The organism is Agrobacterium sp. CCNWLW32 (assembly GCF_037083425.1).
Lineage (GTDB): Bacteria > Pseudomonadota > Alphaproteobacteria > Rhizobiales > Rhizobiaceae > Agrobacterium > Agrobacterium radiobacter.
Map to the genome: position 1 here is coordinate 434,567 of NZ_JBAOJM010000004.1, position 17,853 is coordinate 452,419.

At 59.7% G+C, this 17,853-nt stretch carries 19 protein-coding genes and 1 pseudogene; 11 read left to right on the top strand and 9 right to left on the bottom strand.

The annotated features are described in order from the left end of the window. The first annotated feature begins 49 nt into the window (after positions 1-49). Together V6R85_RS12445 and V6R85_RS12450 are read left to right on the top strand one after the other, a co-directional pair. The gene (locus V6R85_RS12445) at positions 50-1,252 is read left to right on the top strand and encodes a phosphoglycerate kinase (RefSeq protein ID WP_099087330.1); all 1,203 of its coding nucleotides are present in this window, start codon (positions 50-52) and stop codon (positions 1,250-1,252) included. 191 nt (positions 1,253-1,443) lie between these two features. After that, on the top strand, positions 1,444-2,469 hold the full coding sequence (locus V6R85_RS12450) for a class I fructose-bisphosphate aldolase (RefSeq protein WP_003506191.1): 1,026 nt from the start codon (positions 1,444-1,446) through the stop codon (positions 2,467-2,469). A 58-nt stretch (positions 2,470-2,527) separates the two neighbouring features. Here the strand turns inward: V6R85_RS12450 and V6R85_RS12455 are convergent, their stop codons facing one another. After that, complete coding sequence (locus tag V6R85_RS12455) at positions 2,528-2,683, bottom strand: hypothetical protein (protein ID WP_003506189.1); 156 nt, start codon at positions 2,681-2,683, stop codon at positions 2,528-2,530. Between the two features lie 136 nt (positions 2,684-2,819). Between V6R85_RS12455 and V6R85_RS12460 the strand changes: the two genes are divergently transcribed. The 3 genes from V6R85_RS12460 to rcdA all read left to right on the top strand — a co-directional run bounded on the left by V6R85_RS12460 (position 2,820) and on the right by rcdA (position 5,217). Beyond that, the gene (locus V6R85_RS12460) at positions 2,820-4,109 is read left to right on the top strand and encodes an MFS transporter (RefSeq protein WP_060723145.1); all 1,290 of its coding nucleotides are present in this window, start codon (positions 2,820-2,822) and stop codon (positions 4,107-4,109) included. Continuing rightward, positions 4,106-4,297, top strand: a complete 192-nt coding sequence (locus V6R85_RS12465) for a DUF1192 domain-containing protein (protein WP_003506186.1) — start codon at positions 4,106-4,108, stop codon at positions 4,295-4,297. Before V6R85_RS12460 ends, V6R85_RS12465 begins: the two co-directional genes overlap by 4 nt. 404 nt (positions 4,298-4,701) lie before the next feature. Next, complete coding sequence (gene rcdA, locus V6R85_RS12470; protein WP_003506184.1) at positions 4,702-5,217, top strand: protease adaptor protein RcdA; 516 nt, start codon at positions 4,702-4,704, stop codon at positions 5,215-5,217. A 154-nt stretch (positions 5,218-5,371) separates the two neighbouring features. Here the strand turns inward: rcdA and rpmE are convergent, their stop codons facing one another. Further along, positions 5,372-5,593 carry a 50S ribosomal protein L31 gene (rpmE, locus tag V6R85_RS12475; RefSeq protein ID WP_003506183.1) on the bottom strand — a complete coding sequence of 74 codons (222 nt, stop codon included), beginning with the start codon at positions 5,591-5,593 and terminating at the stop codon, positions 5,372-5,374. A 261-nt stretch (positions 5,594-5,854) separates the two neighbouring features. On the opposite strand from rpmE, the gene V6R85_RS12480 reads away from it, so the two are divergent. Next, positions 5,855-7,654, top strand: coding sequence for an ABC transporter transmembrane domain-containing protein (locus V6R85_RS12480; protein ID WP_112293160.1), 1,800 nt, complete (start codon positions 5,855-5,857; stop codon positions 7,652-7,654). Between the two features lie 65 nt (positions 7,655-7,719). Here the strand turns inward: V6R85_RS12480 and V6R85_RS12485 are convergent. The 6 genes and pseudogenes from V6R85_RS12485 to V6R85_RS12510 form a co-directional block, all read right to left on the bottom strand. After that, positions 7,720-9,301, bottom strand: a pseudogene (locus V6R85_RS12485) (FAD-binding dehydrogenase). A gap of 89 nt (positions 9,302-9,390) precedes the next feature. Further along, positions 9,391-10,422, bottom strand: a complete 1,032-nt coding sequence (locus tag V6R85_RS12490) for a peptidoglycan -binding protein (protein WP_003506175.1) — start codon at positions 10,420-10,422, stop codon at positions 9,391-9,393. A gap of 2 nt (positions 10,423-10,424) precedes the next feature. Continuing rightward, positions 10,425-11,444: a hypothetical protein gene (locus tag V6R85_RS12495; protein WP_060726961.1), complete on the bottom strand. Its 1,020-nt coding sequence runs from the start codon at positions 11,442-11,444 to the stop codon at positions 10,425-10,427. Positions 11,445-11,645: 201 nt separating this feature from the next. Then, positions 11,646-12,446: an inositol monophosphatase family protein gene (locus V6R85_RS12500; RefSeq protein ID WP_003506172.1), complete on the bottom strand. Its 801-nt coding sequence runs from the start codon at positions 12,444-12,446 to the stop codon at positions 11,646-11,648. Positions 12,447-12,610: 164 nt separating this feature from the next. Continuing rightward, complete coding sequence (locus V6R85_RS12505; RefSeq protein WP_003506169.1) at positions 12,611-13,711, bottom strand: tetratricopeptide repeat protein; 1,101 nt, start codon at positions 13,709-13,711, stop codon at positions 12,611-12,613. An 8-nt stretch (positions 13,712-13,719) separates the two neighbouring features. After that, on the bottom strand, positions 13,720-14,373 hold the full coding sequence (locus V6R85_RS12510; protein ID WP_003506168.1) for a thiamine phosphate synthase: 654 nt from the start codon (positions 14,371-14,373) through the stop codon (positions 13,720-13,722). Positions 14,374-14,477: 104 nt separating this feature from the next. Here V6R85_RS12510 and V6R85_RS12515 point away from each other — a divergent pair, with 104 nt between their 5' ends. Then, positions 14,478-15,242 carry a sulfite exporter TauE/SafE family protein gene (locus tag V6R85_RS12515; protein WP_003506166.1) on the top strand — a complete coding sequence of 255 codons (765 nt, stop codon included), beginning with the start codon at positions 14,478-14,480 and terminating at the stop codon, positions 15,240-15,242. 99 nt (positions 15,243-15,341) lie between these two features. On the opposite strand, the gene V6R85_RS12520 is transcribed toward V6R85_RS12515, so the two are convergent. Continuing rightward, complete coding sequence (locus tag V6R85_RS12520) at positions 15,342-15,518, bottom strand: YdcH family protein (protein ID WP_003506164.1); 177 nt, start codon at positions 15,516-15,518, stop codon at positions 15,342-15,344. Positions 15,519-15,753: 235 nt separating this feature from the next. Between V6R85_RS12520 and V6R85_RS12525 the strand changes: the two genes are divergently transcribed. From V6R85_RS12525 to ykgO, 4 genes are all read left to right on the top strand, one after another. After that, positions 15,754-15,957, top strand: a complete 204-nt coding sequence (locus V6R85_RS12525; RefSeq protein ID WP_003497661.1) for a YdcH family protein — start codon at positions 15,754-15,756, stop codon at positions 15,955-15,957. Positions 15,958-16,004: 47 nt separating this feature from the next. Next, complete coding sequence (gene purE / locus V6R85_RS12530) at positions 16,005-16,472, top strand: 5-(carboxyamino)imidazole ribonucleotide mutase (protein ID WP_035212960.1); 468 nt, start codon at positions 16,005-16,007, stop codon at positions 16,470-16,472. An 11-nt stretch (positions 16,473-16,483) separates the two neighbouring features. Next, the gene (locus tag V6R85_RS12535; protein WP_175280973.1) at positions 16,484-17,560 is read left to right on the top strand and encodes a 5-(carboxyamino)imidazole ribonucleotide synthase; all 1,077 of its coding nucleotides are present in this window, start codon (positions 16,484-16,486) and stop codon (positions 17,558-17,560) included. Between the two features lie 146 nt (positions 17,561-17,706). Then, positions 17,707-17,832: a type B 50S ribosomal protein L36 gene (gene ykgO / locus V6R85_RS12540; RefSeq protein ID WP_003497670.1), complete on the top strand. Its 126-nt coding sequence runs from the start codon at positions 17,707-17,709 to the stop codon at positions 17,830-17,832. Positions 17,833-17,853: the final 21 nt, after the last annotated feature.

A 17,853-nucleotide genomic window follows, 5' to 3' on the forward strand; every position in this document is an offset into this window, starting at 1 on the left:
CAGGCATAGTATGGTCCGTGCCGAACTCGCAACAAATCAGGATCGACCTATGCCCGCTTTCAAGACCCTCGACAACCTCAACGACATTGCCGGAAAGCGCGTTCTCGTTCGCGTTGATCTCAACGTGCCGGTCGCGGATGGCAAGGTGACGGACGCAACCCGTATCGAACGTGTTGCGCCGACCATTCTGGAATTGTCCTCAAAGGGCGCGAAAGTCATCCTGCTCGCACATTTCGGCCGCCCGAAGGGCGAACCGGTCGCCGACATGTCGCTTTCCCAGATCGTGCCCGCCGTCGAGGAAGTGCTGGATCACGCCGTTTCCTTCGCGACCGACTGCGTCGGTGCGCCTGCGGCGGATGCCGTCGCGAAACTGAACGACGGCGATATCCTGCTTCTGGAAAACACCCGCTTCCACAAGGGCGAAGAAAAGAACGATCCCGCCTTCGTCGAGGCTCTGGCGGCCAACGGCGATATCTATGTGAATGACGCTTTCTCCGCCGCCCACCGCGCCCACGCCTCCACCGAAGGTCTTGCGCGCCACCTGCCCGCCTATGCCGGCCGCACCATGCAGGCCGAGCTTGAGGCGCTGGAAAAGGGCCTCGGCCAGCCGGTCCGTCCGGTGGTCGCCATCGTCGGCGGCGCCAAGGTTTCGAGCAAGATCGATCTCTTGATGAACCTCGTCAAGAAGGTCGATGCCCTCGTCATCGGCGGCGGCATGGCCAACACCTTCCTTGCCGCACGCGGCGCACAAGTCGGCAAATCGCTCTGCGAACACGATCTTGCCGAGACCGCAAAGCAGATCATGATCGAGGCCGCGACATCCGGCTGTGCGATTGTTCTGCCGGAAGACGGCGTGGTCGCCCGCGAATTCAAGGCCGGTGCGGCCAATGAAACCGTCGATATCAACGCCATTCCCGCCGACGCCATGGTTCTCGACGTCGGCCCGAAATCGGTTGAAAGCATCAAGGCCTGGATTTCCCGCGCGGAAACGCTGGTCTGGAACGGCCCGCTCGGCGCTTTCGAAATCGAGCCCTTCGACGCGGCGACTGTGGCTGCTGCAAAACACGCAGCGGAATGCACGAAGGCCGGCAAGCTCGTCTCCGTCGCCGGCGGCGGTGATACCGTGGCCGCACTCAACCATGCCGGCGTTTCGGACGATTTCACCTACATCTCGACGGCAGGCGGCGCCTTCCTCGAATGGATGGAAGGCAAGGAATTGCCGGGCGTTGCCATCCTGACCGCCGCCAAGTAAACTTACCCGACTTGCCTGACACAAGGCCGGACAAGCCATGCTTGTCCGGCCTTGTCTTTTGGTAAGCGGCACCTTGAGGAAAAGTTTCAAACGATTGAAATGATTTCAATCGTTTCAATGAGTTAGCGTGCCATTTCCCTGCCCTGGAACTTCTGTTATCGGAAATTTATTGTGCCTTGGGAGAATAGCAAATGACCGAACGTCTCGAAGACATCGCCATCAAAATGGTTGCCGACGGCAAGGGCCTGCTCGCAGCCGACGAATCCACAGGAACGATCAAGAAGCGTTTCGACAGCATCAATCTGGAGTCCACCGAGACCGCCCGTCGCGACTACCGCGAAATGCTGTTCCGCTCCGACGACGCCATGAAGAAATACATCTCCGGCGTCATCCTTTATGAAGAGACCCTGTTCCAGAAGGCAGCCGATGGCACGCCTTTCGTTGATATCATCAAGGCGGCCGGCAGCCTGCCCGGCATCAAGGTGGATATCGGCGCGAAGCCGATGGCTTTCCACCCGCACGAATTCATCACCGAAGGCCTCGACGGTCTTTACGAGCGCCTGCGCAAATATCATGACGCCGGTGCCCGCTTCGCCAAGTGGCGCGGCGTCATCACCATCGGTGAACAGCGTCCGAGCTGGGGTTCTATCAAGGCAAACTCCCAGTCGCTCGCCCGTTACGCCGCTCTCTGCCAGCAGGCGGATATCGTGCCGATCGTGGAACCCGAAGTGCTGATGGACGGCGAACCGGGCACGCATGACATCGACCGCTGTGCGGAAGTCACGCAATGGGTTCTCCAGACCGTTTTCGCGGATCTGTTCGACGCCCGCGTGAACCTTGAAGGCATGATCCTCAAACCGAACATGATTATCGACGGCAAGAATGCCCGCAAGGCTTCGGTCGAGGAAGTGGCGGAAAAGACCGTGAAGGTTCTGAAGGCGACCGTGCCGTCAGCCGTTCCGGGCATTGCCTTCCTTTCCGGCGGCCAGTCCTCCGAAGAGGCAACCGCGCATCTTTCCGCCATGAATGCCGGCTACGACCTGCCCTGGTCACTGACCTATTCCTACGGCCGCGCGCTTCAGGATACGGCCCTCAAGACCTGGGGCGGCAAGCAGGAAAATGTCGCCGCCGGCCAGCGCGCCTTCACGCACCGCGCCGCGATGAACAGCCTCGCCGCCAAGGGTAACTGGAAGCAGGAACTCGAAAAGGCAGCCTGAGGCCCTCACCGGCAGGCATTTAGTCAAACAAAAGCCGCCCTCTGGGGCGGCTTTTTCGTTACGGACGCAGAAGCAGCGTCGCCGACCAGATGACAAAGGCGGCAACCGCGATCTTCCAGCAATCGCCTCTTTTCTTCAGGCCCGGCAGACCGAGCGGCCGGATGATCTGGATCGCCATGGCCAGCAGTAAAAAAAGGCCGATCGCCTTCGTCATTTATTGAGCCTTTTCTTTATTTCTGCATCGTCACAGGCTGGACATTTTTACCGTTCACCAGAAGAGTGCAACTCATTCGGGTAACGCCCGTCTATGGCCTGTCCGACCGTCCGTCCGAACGCATGAGAGTGTTTTCATGAGCAGAAATCTTCTACCCGTATTCGCTCTTTTATCCAGCACTCTGTTTCTTTTTCTCGGCAACGGCCTTCAGGGTCTCATCCTGCCCGTTCGTGGTTCGGCGGAAGGTTACTCCAATGAAATTCTGGGCTTTCTGGGCACTTCGTGGGCGGCGGGCTTCGTCGTCGGCTGCTTTGTCGCGCCTGCCATCGTGCGCCGTGCGGGGCATGTGCGGGCATTCGGCTCCTTCGTGGCGCTGGTGTGCCTGACGGTGCTGATGACCGGCCTTATCATCGACGACACGTCGTGGATTGCACTGCGCGCGCTTACCGGCTTCTGCACGGCCGGCACCTCGATGATCATTGAAAGCTGGCTGAACGAGCGCGCCACCAATGAAAGCCGTGGCATGATCTTCTCGCTCTATATCGCCATCACGCTGCTCGGGGTCGTGGCGGGGCAGATGATCGTGCCGATGGGCGATATCAGCAATACGTCGCTGTTCATGATCTGCGGCATCATCTATTGCATCGCCATTCTGCCGGCCACGCTTTCGAAAGCGGCCAGTCCGCAGCCGTTACAGAAGGTGAAGCTGGATCTGCCGGCCCTTTACCGCAACTCGCCGGTCTCCTTCGTCGGCATCCTGATGATCGGCATTGCCAACGGCGCTTACGGTACGCTCGGCGCCGTCTTCGGCGCGCGCGCAGGTCTGGACCCGACCATGATCGCCATCATGGTTTCGGTCACGATTTTCGTCGGTGCGCTGGCGCAATTTCCGGCGGGAAGGCTTTCAGACCGGATAGACCGCCGATACGTGCTGGCGGGACTTGCCGGGGTTGGCGCGGTCGCGGGCCTCGCTGTCGCGGTGGTGCAACCGCATGACGTCTATGTGCTGATTTTCATGATCGCCATTTACGGCGCCGCCGCCAACGCGCTTTATCCCATCGCCGTGGCGCATGCCAATGACTTCGCCGCCTCGGAAGACTTCGTCAAGGTCTCGGGTGGCCTGCTTTTGCTTTACGGCATCGGCACCATCATCGGCCCGACGCTCGGCGGCGCGATCATGACCCATTTCGGCCCCTATGCGCTGTTTCTGGTGACGGCTGTGGCGCATCTGCTCATCACCGCCTATGCCATCATCAGAAGCCGCCAGCGCGCAGCACTTTCGACCGAGGAAAAAGACAATTTCTCGACCATGATGCCGACGACGCCCTCAACGCTCGTCACGCCGGAAAGTATTGCGCTTGACCCGCGCGCGCAGCAATATCCCGGGGACGATGGCGACTATGTGGAAAAAGGAGCAGGCATATGAGCCTCTTTGACGATGACCGTCCGCAAAAACCGGCAGCGCACGAGATCGGCGGCGATCTCAGCCTTCTTTCGGTGGACGAACTGAGCAGCCGTATCGATCTTCTGCAAGCCGAAATCACCCGGCTGGAAGAGGAGAGGACACGGAAATCCGCCGGCAGGCAGGCGGCGGAGAATCTCTTCCGGTCCTGACGCGCAGTTGAGAATAGACATGGGACTGCACTTCCAATGCCTAGAGCTGCGGCTCAGGCGGTATCTGGAAATGAATATTCCGGGGCAGTCTTTCGTTTACCATTAACCAAAAATTAAGCTTTCTGAGAGATTACTATACATGTCCAGTTCTTCTGGACCTCAGGCATCTTCTCCATACGGCGAATTGGTCTGATTTTTCTCCCTGTTTTACCTTGAGAGCCGCTTTCGCGGCTCTTTTTTTGCCGCTTGCCGGATTCCGTAAAACTGTGGGTATTAACCCTTCTTTAATAATTGCCTTGCGCATTTCAGGTAAAGATACCATCCTGAAAACACTAAAGGCCGGAACAAAATATCCGGGTCGTCGTTGCCTGACAGTGTGGTGCGTGAGCAGGGATTTAAAGAAAATGTCGGAACAGGTTTTAAATACCATAAGCTTTGCGGGTCGCGCGGCTGCTTCCAACCAGTTCAAGACCCTCTATACCGAAGGCATGACCTTGGTTGAGGAAACGGCAAGTTATCTCGATGGCGCCGGCCGCGCCGCCTCCAAGGTGCTGCCGCGCATGGCCTCGGTACTTTATGCGGCGGAATCGATGCGCCTCACCACCCGCCTGATGCAGATGGCCTCCTGGCTGCTTCTGCAGCGCGCCGTCAACAATGGCGAAATGACGCGCGATCAGGTTCTGAGCGAAAAGAACAAGGTGCGGCTCGACAGCTTTAATGTCGACCGTAACGCGCCCGGCTGGAACGACCTGCCCGAATCCTTCCGCGACCTCATCGAGCGCTCGCTGCGTCTCCAGAACCGCATCGCCCTGCTCGACCGCGAAATCTATCGCCCGTCCGAAGCCGCCAAGGTGCCGGACAATGAAAACAGCGTGCAGGCGCAGCTCAATCTTCTGCGCACAGCTTTCTCGATCAACTGAGAAAAGACGACCTTATCCGGACAATTTGAAAAGCAGGCTGAAAAGCCTGCTTTTTTGTTTTGGTCGTTACACCCATACGTACAGCCGCGAAAAGCAGACAACAAAAAAGCCCGGAAAAACCGGGCTTTTTTTAAACAATCCGTCCGCAAGTGGATCAGAGGCCGAGGCCGCCGAAACGCTTGTTGAACTTGGAAACGCGACCACCGCGGTCCATAAGCTGCTGGTTGCCGCCCGTCCATGCCGGATGGGACTTGGGGTCGATTTCAAGGTTCATGACTGCGCCTTCCGAACCCCAGGTAGAGCGGGTTTCGTATTCGGTGCCATCGGTCATGACGACCTTGATCGTGTGATAAGCGGGATGGATATCAGCCTTCATGACAATCTTCCTGGTTAAGTGACGTGCGGTCCATTTGCCGCAATTGCGTCAACTGAGCCATTTCAATAAATGAAGCCATAGACCAGATGGGCTATGGCTTCCCAATTCGATGCGGAGCCTATACATGAAGGTCGCCCAGATAACAAGAGCCTGCTATCCCCTTGTGAAAGGAGATGGCCGCAGGGGCTGGAATTTTACCGCGCGCCGGAAATTCACCCGCAAAAGGCCCAAAAACGGCATTGAACAAGGAGCATAGAGGACGTGGCAGATATTGACGAGCAGAAAGCTGCGAAACAGAGGAGCCTGAAGCCGCTTCTTGGCCTCTTCCCCTATCTGAGCCGTTATCGCGGCCTGATGGCGGCAGCTCTTTTCGCGCTTGTGCTTTCCTCCGCCACGACATTGGCCCTGCCGCTTGCCGTTCGCCGCATCATCGACCACGGTTTCCAGACGCCGGATGGCGGCATGATCAACAGCTATTTCGCCGTGCTTCTGGCGATTGCCGTGCTCCTCGCGCTTGCCAGCGCCATGCGCTATTATTACGTCATGACCATTGGTGAAAGGGTCGTTGCCGATCTGCGCCGCGATGTCTTCGCCCATCTCACCACCCTGTCGCAGCAGTTTTTCGATAGCAATCGATCCGGCGAACTGACCTCGCGACTGACCGCCGATACGGTGCAGATCCGCTCGGCATTCGGGTCGTCCGCCTCCGTGGCTTTGCGCAACATCATCATGTGCTGTGGTGCCGTGGCGATGATGATCTATACCAGCCCCGGTCTTTCCGGCCTTGCGCTGCTTGCCATTCCCTTCATCGTTTTTCCGTTGATCGCCTTCGGGCGCTCGGTTCGCGCCCGCTCCCGCACCACGCAGGATACATTGGCCAATTCCGCCGCCTATGCTTCCGAGACGATTGCTGCGAGCCGCACCGTGCAGTCCTTTAACGCCGAGGTGCTGGCAAATGCCCGTTATGGCGCTTCCGTGGAAGCCGCCTATCAGGGCGCTCGGGCAGCGATCGGCGCACGCTCCATTCTCACCGCCGTCGCCATCGCGCTGGTCTTCGGCAGCGTCGTCGGCATTCTCTGGTATGGCGCGCAAAGCGTCCTGTCTGGTGGCATGACGGCAGGCACGCTCGGTCAGTTCGTGCTTTATTCGGTCATCGCGGCAAGCGGTCTCGGCCAGCTCTCGGAAGTCTGGGGTGAACTGGCGCAGGCGGGTGGTGCGGCCGAACGGCTTTCCGAACTGCTGAACGAGCGCTCGCCCGTCGCAGAACCCGCAACCCCTGTCGCCATGCCGCAGCCGCCGCGCGGCGAAGCCGAATTCGAAAATGTCGATTTTGTCTACCCGCTCGCGACAGGGCGGCCGATCGTCTCCGGCCTCTCCTTCAAGGTCAGCGCCGGCGAAACCGTCGCAATCGTCGGGCCTTCAGGTGCGGGCAAGAGCACGGTCTTTTCGCTGCTGATGCGCTTTTACGATCCGCAACAGGGCCGCATCACCGTCGATGGCACGGATATCCGCGACGTCACCCTCGCCGATCTGCGCGCGCGCCTGTCCATCGTTCCGCAGGATGTGGCGATATTCGCCTCCTCCATCCACGACAATATCGCCTTTGGCCGACCTGACGCGACACGCGAGGAGGTGCGCGCCGCCGCCATCGCCGCACAGGCCGACAGCTTCATCGAACGTCTCACCGATGGATATGATACCCAGGTGGGTGAACGCGGCGTGACGCTTTCCGGCGGCCAGCGCCAGCGCATCGCCATTGCCCGCGCCATCCTGCGCAATGCGCCGATCCTGCTGCTCGACGAAGCGACTTCGGCACTCGATGCGGAAAGCGAAACGCTGGTTCAAAAGGCGCTTGATGAGCTGATGAAAACCCGCACCACCATCGTCATCGCTCACCGTCTTGCCACCGTGCTGAAGGCCGACCGTATTCTGGTGATGGATGAAGGCCGCATCATCGAGGAAGGCACACATCAGAGCCTCATTCGCCAGAACGGCCTTTATGCGCGGCTTGCCCGGCTGCAATTCCAGACCGGACCGGACGAATTGCGCGTCCAGGCTTAGTTCACGCGATCGGAGCGGAATTTCAGGCAAAACCGCTGGCGTTTCGCCATTCCGCTCTCAACGGCTCACGCCAGCACGCTGCGTCCGGCAATGCGGCCCGAAAACAGGCAGCCGCCAAGGAATGTGCCCTCCAGCGCGTTGTAGCCATGCATGCCACCGCCACCGAAACCCGCCACTTCGCCGGCGGCATAAAGCCCCGGCACCGGCTCACCGGCAGCATCCAGCACCCGGGCTTCAAGATCGGTATGAAGGCCGCCAAGCGTCTTGCGCGTCAGCACATGCAGCCGCACGGCAATCAACGGTCCCATCCACGGGTCGAGCAGCCGGTGCGGTTTTGCCGTCCGCATCAGCCGGTCGCCAAGATAACGACGTGCGCCATGGATGGCCGTTACCTGGGCATCCTTGCTGAAACCATTTTCGATTTCGCGGTCGCGCGCTTCGATCTGCCGGCGGATATGGTCTATATGCAGCCGGTTATCGCCACTGATGGCATTCATCGCCGCCACGAGTTCTTCCAGCGTATCTCGAACCGCGAAATCTTCGCCGCGCTCCATGAAAGCACGCACTGGTCCCGGCGGCTCCTTGCCCAACCTTTTGAGCAGCAGCGGTATATCCTTGCCGGTCAGATCAGGATTCTGCTCCGAGCCTGAAAGCGCAAATTCCTTCTTGATGATCACCTTGGTCAGAATGAACCAGCTATGGCCGCTGCCGCGTTCGCCCAGCATTTTAAGCGTGCCGAGCGTATCGAAACCCGGCATGGCGGGGGCGGCGAGGCGGTTTCCATCCGCATCGCACCAGAAGGGCGAGGGACCGGGCAGAATGCGGATCCCGTGACCCGGCCAGATCGGATCATGGTTTTTCACGCCCTCGGTATAATGCCACATGCGCGGGAACACCGCAGACCATGCTTGCGGGAGGCGCGCCCAACCGTTCCACCGGCCAGTTGCGCCGCACCAGTTCCTGATTGCCGCCGATGCCGCCGGAACTGACGATGACCGTCGCAGCGGAGAAGGTAAAATCGCCCTGCTCTTCCCGGCTGCTCTCCTGCCCGCGTTGCACGGGGTCGGCTACAAGAACAGCGCCTGAAATGCCGGTCACCCGGCCGTCGACGACCTCCAGACGATCAACCTGGTGGCGAAAACGGAAGGTCAGCCGGCCGGTTGCCGCCATGGCCTTCGCCTTTTTAACGAAGGGTGCGAGTACGCCCGGACCCGTGCCCCATGTGACATGGAAACGCGGAACGGAATTGCCATGACCATGAGCGAGGCTGCCGCCACGCTCGGCCCAGCCGACCACAGGAAACCAGCGCATGCCCATACGGTGCAGCCATTCGCGTTTTTCACCGGCAGCGAAATCGAGATAGGCCTCCGCCCAACGGCGCGGCCAATAATCCTCCGGACGGTCGAAACCGGCTGAGCCGAACCAGTCTTGCCGCGCAAGATCGAGACTGTCTCGCACCCGCATCCGGCGCTGCTCGGGACTATCGACGAAAAACAGACCACCCAGCGACCAGAAGGCCTGGCCGCCAAGGTTCTGCTCGCCCTCCTGATCCACGACACAGACGCTGAAACCTCGCTCAGCAGCCTCGGTTGCCGCCACCAGCCCGGCAAGCCCCGCGCCGACAACGATCACATCATAGCGTTCCATCAGCCCCTCCCAGATATGACGGAATTACTTTTACGCGAACGTAAATTTACTTTCGCCGGAAGGCAACCGCGCTGATGCGGTCCGCGATTTCAGCGCTCGGTGAGCTTGAGTTCGATACGGCGGTTCTGCTGCCGTGCTTCCGGGGTATCGCCTTCGGCAATCGGCTGATATTCACCGAAACCAGCGGCAACCAGCCGGTTTGCCGGGACGCCCTTGGAGATCAGGAATTTCACCACCGAGGTGGCACGGGCCGAGGAGAGTTCCCAATTGTCCCGGTAACGTCCGGAACCGGAAAGCTGGACATTATCCGTGTGGCCATCCACGCGCAGGACCCAGTTGATTTCCGCCGGAATTTCCTTGGCGAGATCGAGCAGCGCGACCGCCAGCTTCTCCATCTCCGTCTGCCCTTCCGGATTGAGTTCATTGCCGCCGGAAGGGAAGAGCACTTCGGACTGGAAGACGAACCGGTCACCGACGATGCGGATGTTTTCGCGGTCCGACAGGATTTCACGCAGCCGCCCGAAGAAATCAGACCGATAGCGGTTCAGTTCCTGCACCCGCTGCGCCAGCGCGACATTGAGGCGACGGCCGAGATCGGCGATCTTGACCTGAGACGAGGTATCCTTGGCTTCCGAAGCCTGCAGGGCGGCTTCCACCGAAGCGATCTGCGCTCTCAGCGCCGCAATCTGCTGGTTCAGCAATTCGATCTGCGCGGAGGCGCGGGAATTGGCCTGCCGCTGGTCGTCCAGCTCGCCGGTCAGGCTGCCAATCCGGGCATTGGCGTTCGCATTGTTGCCCGATCCCGCATCGAGAAGCGCCTGCAGTCGGGAACGCTCGTTTTCTGAAGCTGCGAGCGTCGATTGCAGGCTTGCGAGCGCGTCCTCAATATCCTGCTTGTTGCCTTTTTCCATGGCCAGAAGTTCGGTCAGTTCGGCAATCTGGCTGTTGAGGCGCGTCAGCACTTCGTCCTTGCCGGTAATTTCGCGCGACAGTACGAATTGCGCCAGCACGAAGACCGTCAGCAAAAACATGATGGCCATCAGCAGCGTCGAAAGCGCATCGACGAAACCCGGCCAATAATCCACACCCCTGTCGCGGCGGCGGTTGCGCGCAAGCGCCATGGCTACTCGCTCCCGTTATCGTGCCGGGTGCGTCCGGATGATTTCGTGTCGCTATCGATCCGCGCCGACAGCCGGTCGAGCGTGCGGCGGAGTGATTTCGATTCCTCCTGCTGCGCCTCGATCCAGTCACGCAGCATCTGCTGTTCGCTGCGCATGTTCTTGACCAGACCCTGAATGCCCTCGGCAAGGCTGGTCATGGCCGCAAGCGAACGCTCGGTGCTGACCATGGCGCCCGGCTCGGCCTTGAACTCCCTCGGCCCTTCCGCCGAGGTGTCAGTTACCGATGACAGCCAGTTTTCGAGTTGGGTGTAAAAACGGTTCTGCGCGCGACCGGCCTGAAGATCGAGAAAACCGAGGATCAGCGAACCTGAAAGACCGAGCAGCGACGAGGAGAAGGCCGTTCCCATGCCGGCCAGCGGCGCGGTGAGACCGGCCTTGAGCGAGCTCAGAATATCGTTGCTGTCACCGGCGCTCGGATCGAGCGACTGGATGACATTGCTGATGGCGCCGATGGTGCCGATCAGGCCCCAGAAGGTGCCGAGCAGACCGAGAAACACCAGCAGGCCGACGAGATAACGCGAGGTATCACGCGATTCGTCGAGTCGTGTTGCGATGGAATCGAGGATGGTCCGCTGCGTGACCGTGGAAAGCCGGACTTCGCCGCGCTTGCCGATCAGCGTGCTCATCGGCGCAAGCAGTTTTGGCGCACGGCCGACCTTTTCGACGCTGCCGGCAGCACGAAAGGCATTGAACCAGCGGACTTCCGAGCGCAGGCTCATCGTCTGCGTAAACACCAGAATGATGCCGATGGCCAACACGCCGAGAATGAAGCCGTTGAGCCCCGGATTGGTCATGAAGGCGGTGTGCGCCTGCCGATAGAGAATGGCCGCCAGAAAGCCGACGAGGATCAGAAACAGAACCATCGTCCAGAGAAACGGTGTGGGGCTGGACAGCTTGTGGCTGTATTGCCGTGTGGTCACCGGTTTCTCGACGCCAAGATCGAGCAGCTCCGAATCCGCCATAACGTTCGCATTCCCTCTGGTCAGGTATCCAGCGGAAGCTATTTGAAAATTGCGACGATTTGAAGCGAAAAGCCGGTCTTTCGTCACAGGCGTTTTAGGAAAATGTGTGAGCACCCGGCAATGGAAAACAAAAACACCCGCCGAACATTCGCCGGGCGTCTAAAACTTGTAGAAAACGACAGGTTTTCCGCCGAAAACCGATCAGCGGCCCGGGATGGGACGGTTGGCGACCTCAACGAGCGCCTTGTGGATATATTCATTTCCGGCAGCAACGGTGCCGCTGCCGAAGATATCCGTGCCGCCCTTGATGTCGGATGCGAAGCCGCCGGCTTCACGAATCAGCACCAGACCGGCCGCCATATCCCATGGCGAAAGATCGGCTTCCCAGTAACCGTCGAGACGGCCCGCGGCGACATAAGCCAGATCGAGCGAAGCCGCGCCCATGCGACGGATGCCGGCAGCCTCACCCATGACATGGCGAAGCTCGACCAGGAACTTGCCGTGATTGCCGCGACCGAGATGCGGCACGCCGCAGCCGATGACGCAATCGGTCAGCGCCTTGCGCGCGGCAACACGGATGCGGCGATCATTGAGGAACGCGCCGCCGCCACGCTCGGCGGTGTAGAGTTCGTCGGTGGCCGGATTGAAGATCACGCCGGCAACGACTTCACCGTTACGCTCCAGCGCGATGGAAACCGCAAAATGCGGAATGCCGTGCAGGAAGTTAGTGGTGCCATCAAGCGGATCCACGATCCAGCGATGCGCGCCATCGCTACCCTTTTCCTCGCCACCTTCTTCACCCAGGAAGTCATAGGTCGGGCGGGCCTTCATCAATTCATCGCGCACGATCTTTTCGGCTTTCAGATCCGCCTGCGAGACGAAATCGCTCGGTCCCTTGACCGAGACCTGAAGGTTCTGCACTTCACCGAAGTCACGCGACAAAGACTTACCCGCCTTGATGGCGGCCTGAACCATGACATTGAGAAGGGCTGAACGGGCCATCGAATTTGTTTCCTGGAAAGCTTGCGAACCGCCCGGAAGTTCACCGGGCAGGCACGTCATTATTTTCTTGAATTGAAAGTTTGCGGTTCAAGACCACAAAACGCGCGGAAATTCAAGGCAAAAAGCCCATGGGGCTGCGCCGGCGTGGTTAGGCCCGTCTGCCATCACGTCGGGCGGAAACGATTTGCGGCCTCAATCGCCTTCTTCTGCTGCTCGTCGGTGATCCCGAGATAAAAGTCCTCGAGGGAGGGATCCTTCAGCCCGGCGCGACGGGAAAGCACATACCATTTGGCCGCTTCGACCGCATCGGGCCGGGTGCCAAGCGCCTGAATATAAAGATGCGCCACCTTGTTCTGCGCCACGACATTACCACGCTGTGCCGCACCGTATAGCCAGCGGAAGCCCTCATCCAGATTGCGCTCGCCGCCGAAACCATTCACCAGCCAGATGCCCAGATCGACCTGCGCGGTGTCGTAACCCGCCTTTGCGGCCCGCATCAGCCAGTCCCGCGCCTTGGCCTTCTTTTCGGCCGGCACGTCCTTCACCGACCAGTAAATCTGCGACACCGCATATTGCGCATCTGCAATGCCCTGGTCAGCGGATTTTTCGTAGAAAGGCAAAGCCATCAGCAGGCCCTTGGCGCCGGGATTTTCCGAAACCAGTATCTGGCCCCAGTTGAACTGAGCAGAGGCATTACCGGCTTCCGCGGCGCGGCGCATGAAATCGTCAGCTTTCGCCTTGTCGCGGGTGACGAATTTGCCTTCCATCAGGATCAGGGCGAATTTGAACATGGCAACGGGATCGCCACCCTGTGCAGCCTGCTGATACCAGAAAGCCGCGGTTTTTTCGTCACGGGCAATGCCCAGACCACGCGACATCATTTCCGCCACCAGCGTCTGGGCGGATGCGTCACCGTTCTGCGCACGGTTCAGCGCCTTGTCGAGCGCCTGCACATATTCACCGCGCTGGAAATGCCCATAGGCTTCGTCCACCCGGCCCTTGAATTCCTTTTCAGGCGGCAGGGCGGGCAGCTCCGCACCCATGCGCTGATAGACATTGACGCCTGCGGACGGCTGCAAGTCCTTCTGCTCTTCGGATTGCACCCTGCCCTGACGGGTCGGCTGAGCCTCATTTTCCAGCTGGCGGGAAAGCGCATTGCTTTCGCTCTGCGGCCCGGATTGAGCAAAAGCGACACCCGCCGGCGCGCCGAAAGCAAGCGTCAGCAGCGAAACGGAAAAGCAGAGGTGAACCGAGCGCATGATCATCGCCTGTATCAACCGCCAAACCGTGGCGCTTTTTCGTCAAGCAGGGCGTTGATTTCAGAAACCGCCTGGGCAGCGCCACCGGCATTGTCAAAGACGCCGCTGCGCATCGCCACGAACTCCACGCCGGTTTCAGCTACGGCAACAACCGAAGACACATCCGTGCCACCCATGACGATGGCCGGAATTTCGATCATCGACGCCCACCACTCACCGAGAGCCAGGTTTTTGGGGTGCGCCTCAGGCTTGATGTCGCCTTCCAGCTTTCCGAAAAACACATAATCCGGATTGGACTCGCCCTGCTCCAGAGCCTTGTGACGGTCATCCGCATTGCCGCCGCCGACGATCAGCTTCGGCGTGAACTTTTCCACGGCCTCGGCAAGCGCCTCGGCATTGCCAGCCACATGAAGGCCATCCGCCTTCACGCGACCGGCAACGCGGCTGTCTCCGGCAATGAGCGCCGCCGCACCGGCCTTTTGCACGACAGGCACGATCAATTCGGCGCGTTTCTGGAAAGCGGCGTCATCCAGACCATATTGCGGAATGATGACGGAAGCGACATCGCCGCCCCGCAATGCTTCTTCCACTTCTGTTGCCTGCTTTTGCGCGTCGTCCGATTCCGGAACGATCAGGACAAGGCGGCAACGATCTTCAACTAGGGTCATCGGTTCGTCCATTTCAGACAGAAGACGCTTGCCGCGCAATCTGCACTCGTTTTCATATGACAAATCCGATAAACCGGACCGGCGAAAGGATCAACTGTCCATCCATGCTGACCGATTTTCATTTTTATCTCGTCGCCATCCCCGCAGTCGTGCTCGTCGGCCTTTCCAAGGGCGGGCTGGGCGGCGCACTGGCCCTAATGGGCGTGCCGCTGATGGCGCTTGCCGTATCGCCTGTGCAGGCCGCCGCGATCTTTCTGCCGATCCTGATCGTGATGGATCTCGTGGCGCTTTGGGCCTGGCGGCACCACAACCACCGGGAAACGCTCCTCATCATGCTGCCCGGCGCAATCGCCGGCATCACGCTCGGCTGGGCGACCTCAAGCCTCATCTCCGCTGACGCCATGCGTCTCGTCGTCGCCTCGGTGACGATCCTGTTCGTGCTGCGTTATTTTCAGGAGAGTTTCAAAAGCCGTAAGGGACAGGAAATTCCGGCCAAACCGCAAAGACCGGCTGCTGCCACGCTCTGGTCCAGCCTTTCCGGTTATGCGAGCTTCGTGGCCCATGCGGGTGGACCGCCCTTTCAGATCTATGTTCTGCCGCTGAAGCTCGATCCGAAGACCTATACCGGCATGAGCGTACGCTTCTTCGCCATCATGAATGCGATCAAGCTCATTCCCTATTTCGCGCTCGGCGCGCTTGATGCCACCAACCTCAAAACCTCGGCCAGCTTACTGCCGGTGGCGATGCTGGCGACGCTTGCCGGTGCAAGGGTGGTGAAATATCTGAAACCATCAGTGTTTTACCCGCTGATGTATTCCATGGCGCTGATTGCCGCGCTGAAACTGCTTTGGGACGGGTTGCCTTTCTAGGCTCAGGCAGCCACTAAAAGGCCCTGGCAGCACGCAGGTGCCGTCAGGGCCGAAAAGGAATCCGTCAGTCCTTCATTGAAGGCTGCGGTTTGGCATCAATTAGTGCCTTGTGGAGGCTTTAAGCCTCTGCAGTTCATCCTTCAGGCGCAGTTTACGGCGTTTGAGGTCGGCGATCTCTCTATCGTCAGAGGACGGGGAAGCAAGAATACTTTCGAGCTCCTCCTCCAGAGCACCGTGTTTCTTTTCGAGCGATGCAATATGAGCCTGAATGGTCATGCGGCACGTCCTTCCATTTTTAAGCCTACCTCCAGCTCTCCATCGCTGGAGTTTCAGGTTTGCGACGACAATGTGACACGGATCGCTGGTCTTGTCGAAGGCGAAATGAAGGCAATAAGTGGGCAATTTGGTCGCAAGGGATAACTTCCCGTTACCGCGATTTGATGATAGAGGCTCGTGAACGATCACAGACGCGCCGGAGCCGATCCGGCTAGCATAAAATGGGGATGACGAGATGCCCGATCAGGACCAGGCGGACATCAGGCTCACGCTGGCGCGGCTGCGCCAGGAGCATGAGGATTATGACGCGGCGATCAACGCGATGATCCAGACCAGCTGCGATGCGCTGAGAATACAGCGCATGAAAAAGAAGAAGCTGGCCGTCAAGGACAAGATGACCCAGCTCGAAGACCAGGTCATTCCCGATATCATCGCCTGAGCCGGAGAGATTACGTGACAGCAGAAACGCCCCCCGTCGCCATCATCATGGGCAGCCAGTCCGACTGGGAGACCATGAAGAACGCCGCCGATACGCTGGATGCGCTCGACATCGAATACGAAGCCCGCATCATTTCCGCCCACCGCACCCCGGACCGGCTTTATGACTTCGCCAATGGCGCGAAGGACGAAGGCTTCAAGGTCATTATCGCGGGCGCCGGCGGCGCTGCCCATCTGCCCGGCATGACGGCCTCAATGACGCCGCTTCCGGTGTTCGGCGTTCCGGTTCAGTCAAAGACCATGTCCGGTCAGGACAGCCTCTATTCCATCGTGCAGATGCCCGCCGGCATCCCCGTCGGCACGCTTGCCATCGGCAAGGCCGGCGCGATCAATGCGGCCCTTCTCGCCGCTGCGGTTCTGGCGCTGAGCGACGAGGACCTCGCTGACCGGCTGGATGCCTGGCGTGCGCGCCAGTCGGCAGCCGTCGCCGAATATCCCATGGACAGCGCCCAGTGACGACCGAAGTGATGGCAAAGACGACCAACCTGACCATCGGCATCATCGGCGGCGGGCAGCTCGGGCGCATGCTGGCGATGGCCGCTGCCCGTCTCAACCACCGAACCATCGTGCTGGAACCGCAGGCCGATTGCCCGGCTGCGCAGGTCTGCAACGACCAGATCGTCGCGGAATATGATGACGAAAAAGCGCTTGCGGAACTCGCAAACCGCTGCGATGTCGTGACCTACGAATTTGAAAACGTGCCTGTCGCGGCCGCCGAAAAGCTTAGCCTCTCCGTTCCCGTCTATCCGCCGCCGCAGGCGCTCAGCGCCTCGCAGGACCGGTTGACGGAAAAACGCTTCCTCAATGGTTGCGGCATCCCGACCGCCGATTTTCGCGCCGTGGACAGCCAGGAAGAGCTGGAAGCCGCGTTGGTCGCCTTTGGCGGCAAGGGCGTGCTGAAGACTCGTCGCATGGGTTATGACGGCAAGGGCCAGCGTCTCTTCCGGGGCGGCGAAGACCTCGCGGGTGCCTTTGCAGCGCTCGGCGGCGTGCCGCTCATCCTTGAGAGTTTTGTCGCCTTCGAGCGAGAGATTTCGATCATCGCCGCCCGTTTCCAGGACGGGACCGTCACCTGTTATGATCCCGCCGAGAATGTCCATCTGAACGGCATTCTGCACACGTCCACTGTTCCGGCAGCGCTCTCCGGTGCCGCGAAGGCGGTTGCCGTGGAGTCAGCAGAGAAGCTTCTGGCCGCGCTCGAATATGTCGGCGTCATCGGCATCGAATTCTTCGTCCTGCCGGATGGTTCGCTGGTCGCCAATGAAATGGCGCCACGCGTTCACAATACCGGCCACTGGACGGAAGCGGCCTGCGTAATCTCGCAGTTTGAACAGCATATCCGGGCCGTGTCGGGCCTCGCCCCCGGCAGCACGGAGCGCCACTCCGATTGCGTCATGACCAACCTGATCGGCGACGACATCGACGATGTGCCGGCATGGCTGTCGAAAAAAGACTGTCTCGTGCATCTCTACGGCAAGACGGAAGCACGGCCGGGCCGCAAGATGGGCCATGTGACCGAGCTTCTGCACACAGGAAAAGCCTAGTCTTTTAAGGCAAAGGCACGGCCAAGTGTTGACAGGCAGGGCTCAAACGGGTATCTGCCTGCCAACCGAAAAGAGCGCGCCCCGTTGCGCGCTTTTGATTGTTTGAATAGCACGGCAAAATCCGTGCAAAACTGCGGACCAGTAAAATGAAGATCAAGAATTCGCTTAAAGCGCTTAAGGCCCGTCATCGCGATAACCGCCTGGTTCGCCGCAAGGGCCGCGTCTACATCATCAACAAGCAGAACCCGCGCTTCAAGGCTCGTCAGGGCTGATTGACTGCGGTTCGCGATGGT

Excerpts from the sequence above, each read along its gene's own strand:
- V6R85_RS12445 (WP_099087330.1), top strand. The coding sequence starts at position 50 with ATGCCCGCTTTCAAGACCCTCGACAACCTCAACGACATTGCCGGAAAG.
- V6R85_RS12450 (WP_003506191.1), top strand. The coding sequence starts at position 1,444 with ATGACCGAACGTCTCGAAGACATCGCCATCAAAATGGTTGCCGACGGC.
- V6R85_RS12455 (WP_003506189.1), bottom strand. The coding sequence starts at position 2,683 with ATGACGAAGGCGATCGGCCTTTTTTTACTGCTGGCCATGGCGATCCAG.
- V6R85_RS12460 (WP_060723145.1), top strand. The coding sequence starts at position 2,820 with ATGAGCAGAAATCTTCTACCCGTATTCGCTCTTTTATCCAGCACTCTG.
- V6R85_RS12465 (WP_003506186.1), top strand. The coding sequence starts at position 4,106 with ATGAGCCTCTTTGACGATGACCGTCCGCAAAAACCGGCAGCGCACGAG.
- rcdA (WP_003506184.1), top strand. The coding sequence starts at position 4,702 with ATGTCGGAACAGGTTTTAAATACCATAAGCTTTGCGGGTCGCGCGGCT.
- rpmE (WP_003506183.1), bottom strand. The coding sequence starts at position 5,593 with ATGAAGGCTGATATCCATCCCGCTTATCACACGATCAAGGTCGTCATG.
- V6R85_RS12490 (WP_003506175.1), bottom strand. The coding sequence starts at position 10,422 with ATGGCGCTTGCGCGCAACCGCCGCCGCGACAGGGGTGTGGATTATTGG.
- V6R85_RS12495 (WP_060726961.1), bottom strand. The coding sequence starts at position 11,444 with ATGGCGGATTCGGAGCTGCTCGATCTTGGCGTCGAGAAACCGGTGACC.
- V6R85_RS12500 (WP_003506172.1), bottom strand. The coding sequence starts at position 12,446 with ATGGCCCGTTCAGCCCTTCTCAATGTCATGGTTCAGGCCGCCATCAAG.
- V6R85_RS12505 (WP_003506169.1), bottom strand. The coding sequence starts at position 13,711 with ATGATCATGCGCTCGGTTCACCTCTGCTTTTCCGTTTCGCTGCTGACG.
- V6R85_RS12510 (WP_003506168.1), bottom strand. The coding sequence starts at position 14,373 with ATGACCCTAGTTGAAGATCGTTGCCGCCTTGTCCTGATCGTTCCGGAA.
- V6R85_RS12515 (WP_003506166.1), top strand. The coding sequence starts at position 14,478 with ATGCTGACCGATTTTCATTTTTATCTCGTCGCCATCCCCGCAGTCGTG.
- V6R85_RS12520 (WP_003506164.1), bottom strand. The coding sequence starts at position 15,518 with ATGACCATTCAGGCTCATATTGCATCGCTCGAAAAGAAACACGGTGCT.
- V6R85_RS12525 (WP_003497661.1), top strand. The coding sequence starts at position 15,754 with ATGCCCGATCAGGACCAGGCGGACATCAGGCTCACGCTGGCGCGGCTG.
- purE (WP_035212960.1), top strand. The coding sequence starts at position 16,005 with ATGGGCAGCCAGTCCGACTGGGAGACCATGAAGAACGCCGCCGATACG.
- V6R85_RS12535 (WP_175280973.1), top strand. The coding sequence starts at position 16,484 with ATGGCAAAGACGACCAACCTGACCATCGGCATCATCGGCGGCGGGCAG.
- ykgO (WP_003497670.1), top strand. The coding sequence starts at position 17,707 with ATGAAGATCAAGAATTCGCTTAAAGCGCTTAAGGCCCGTCATCGCGAT.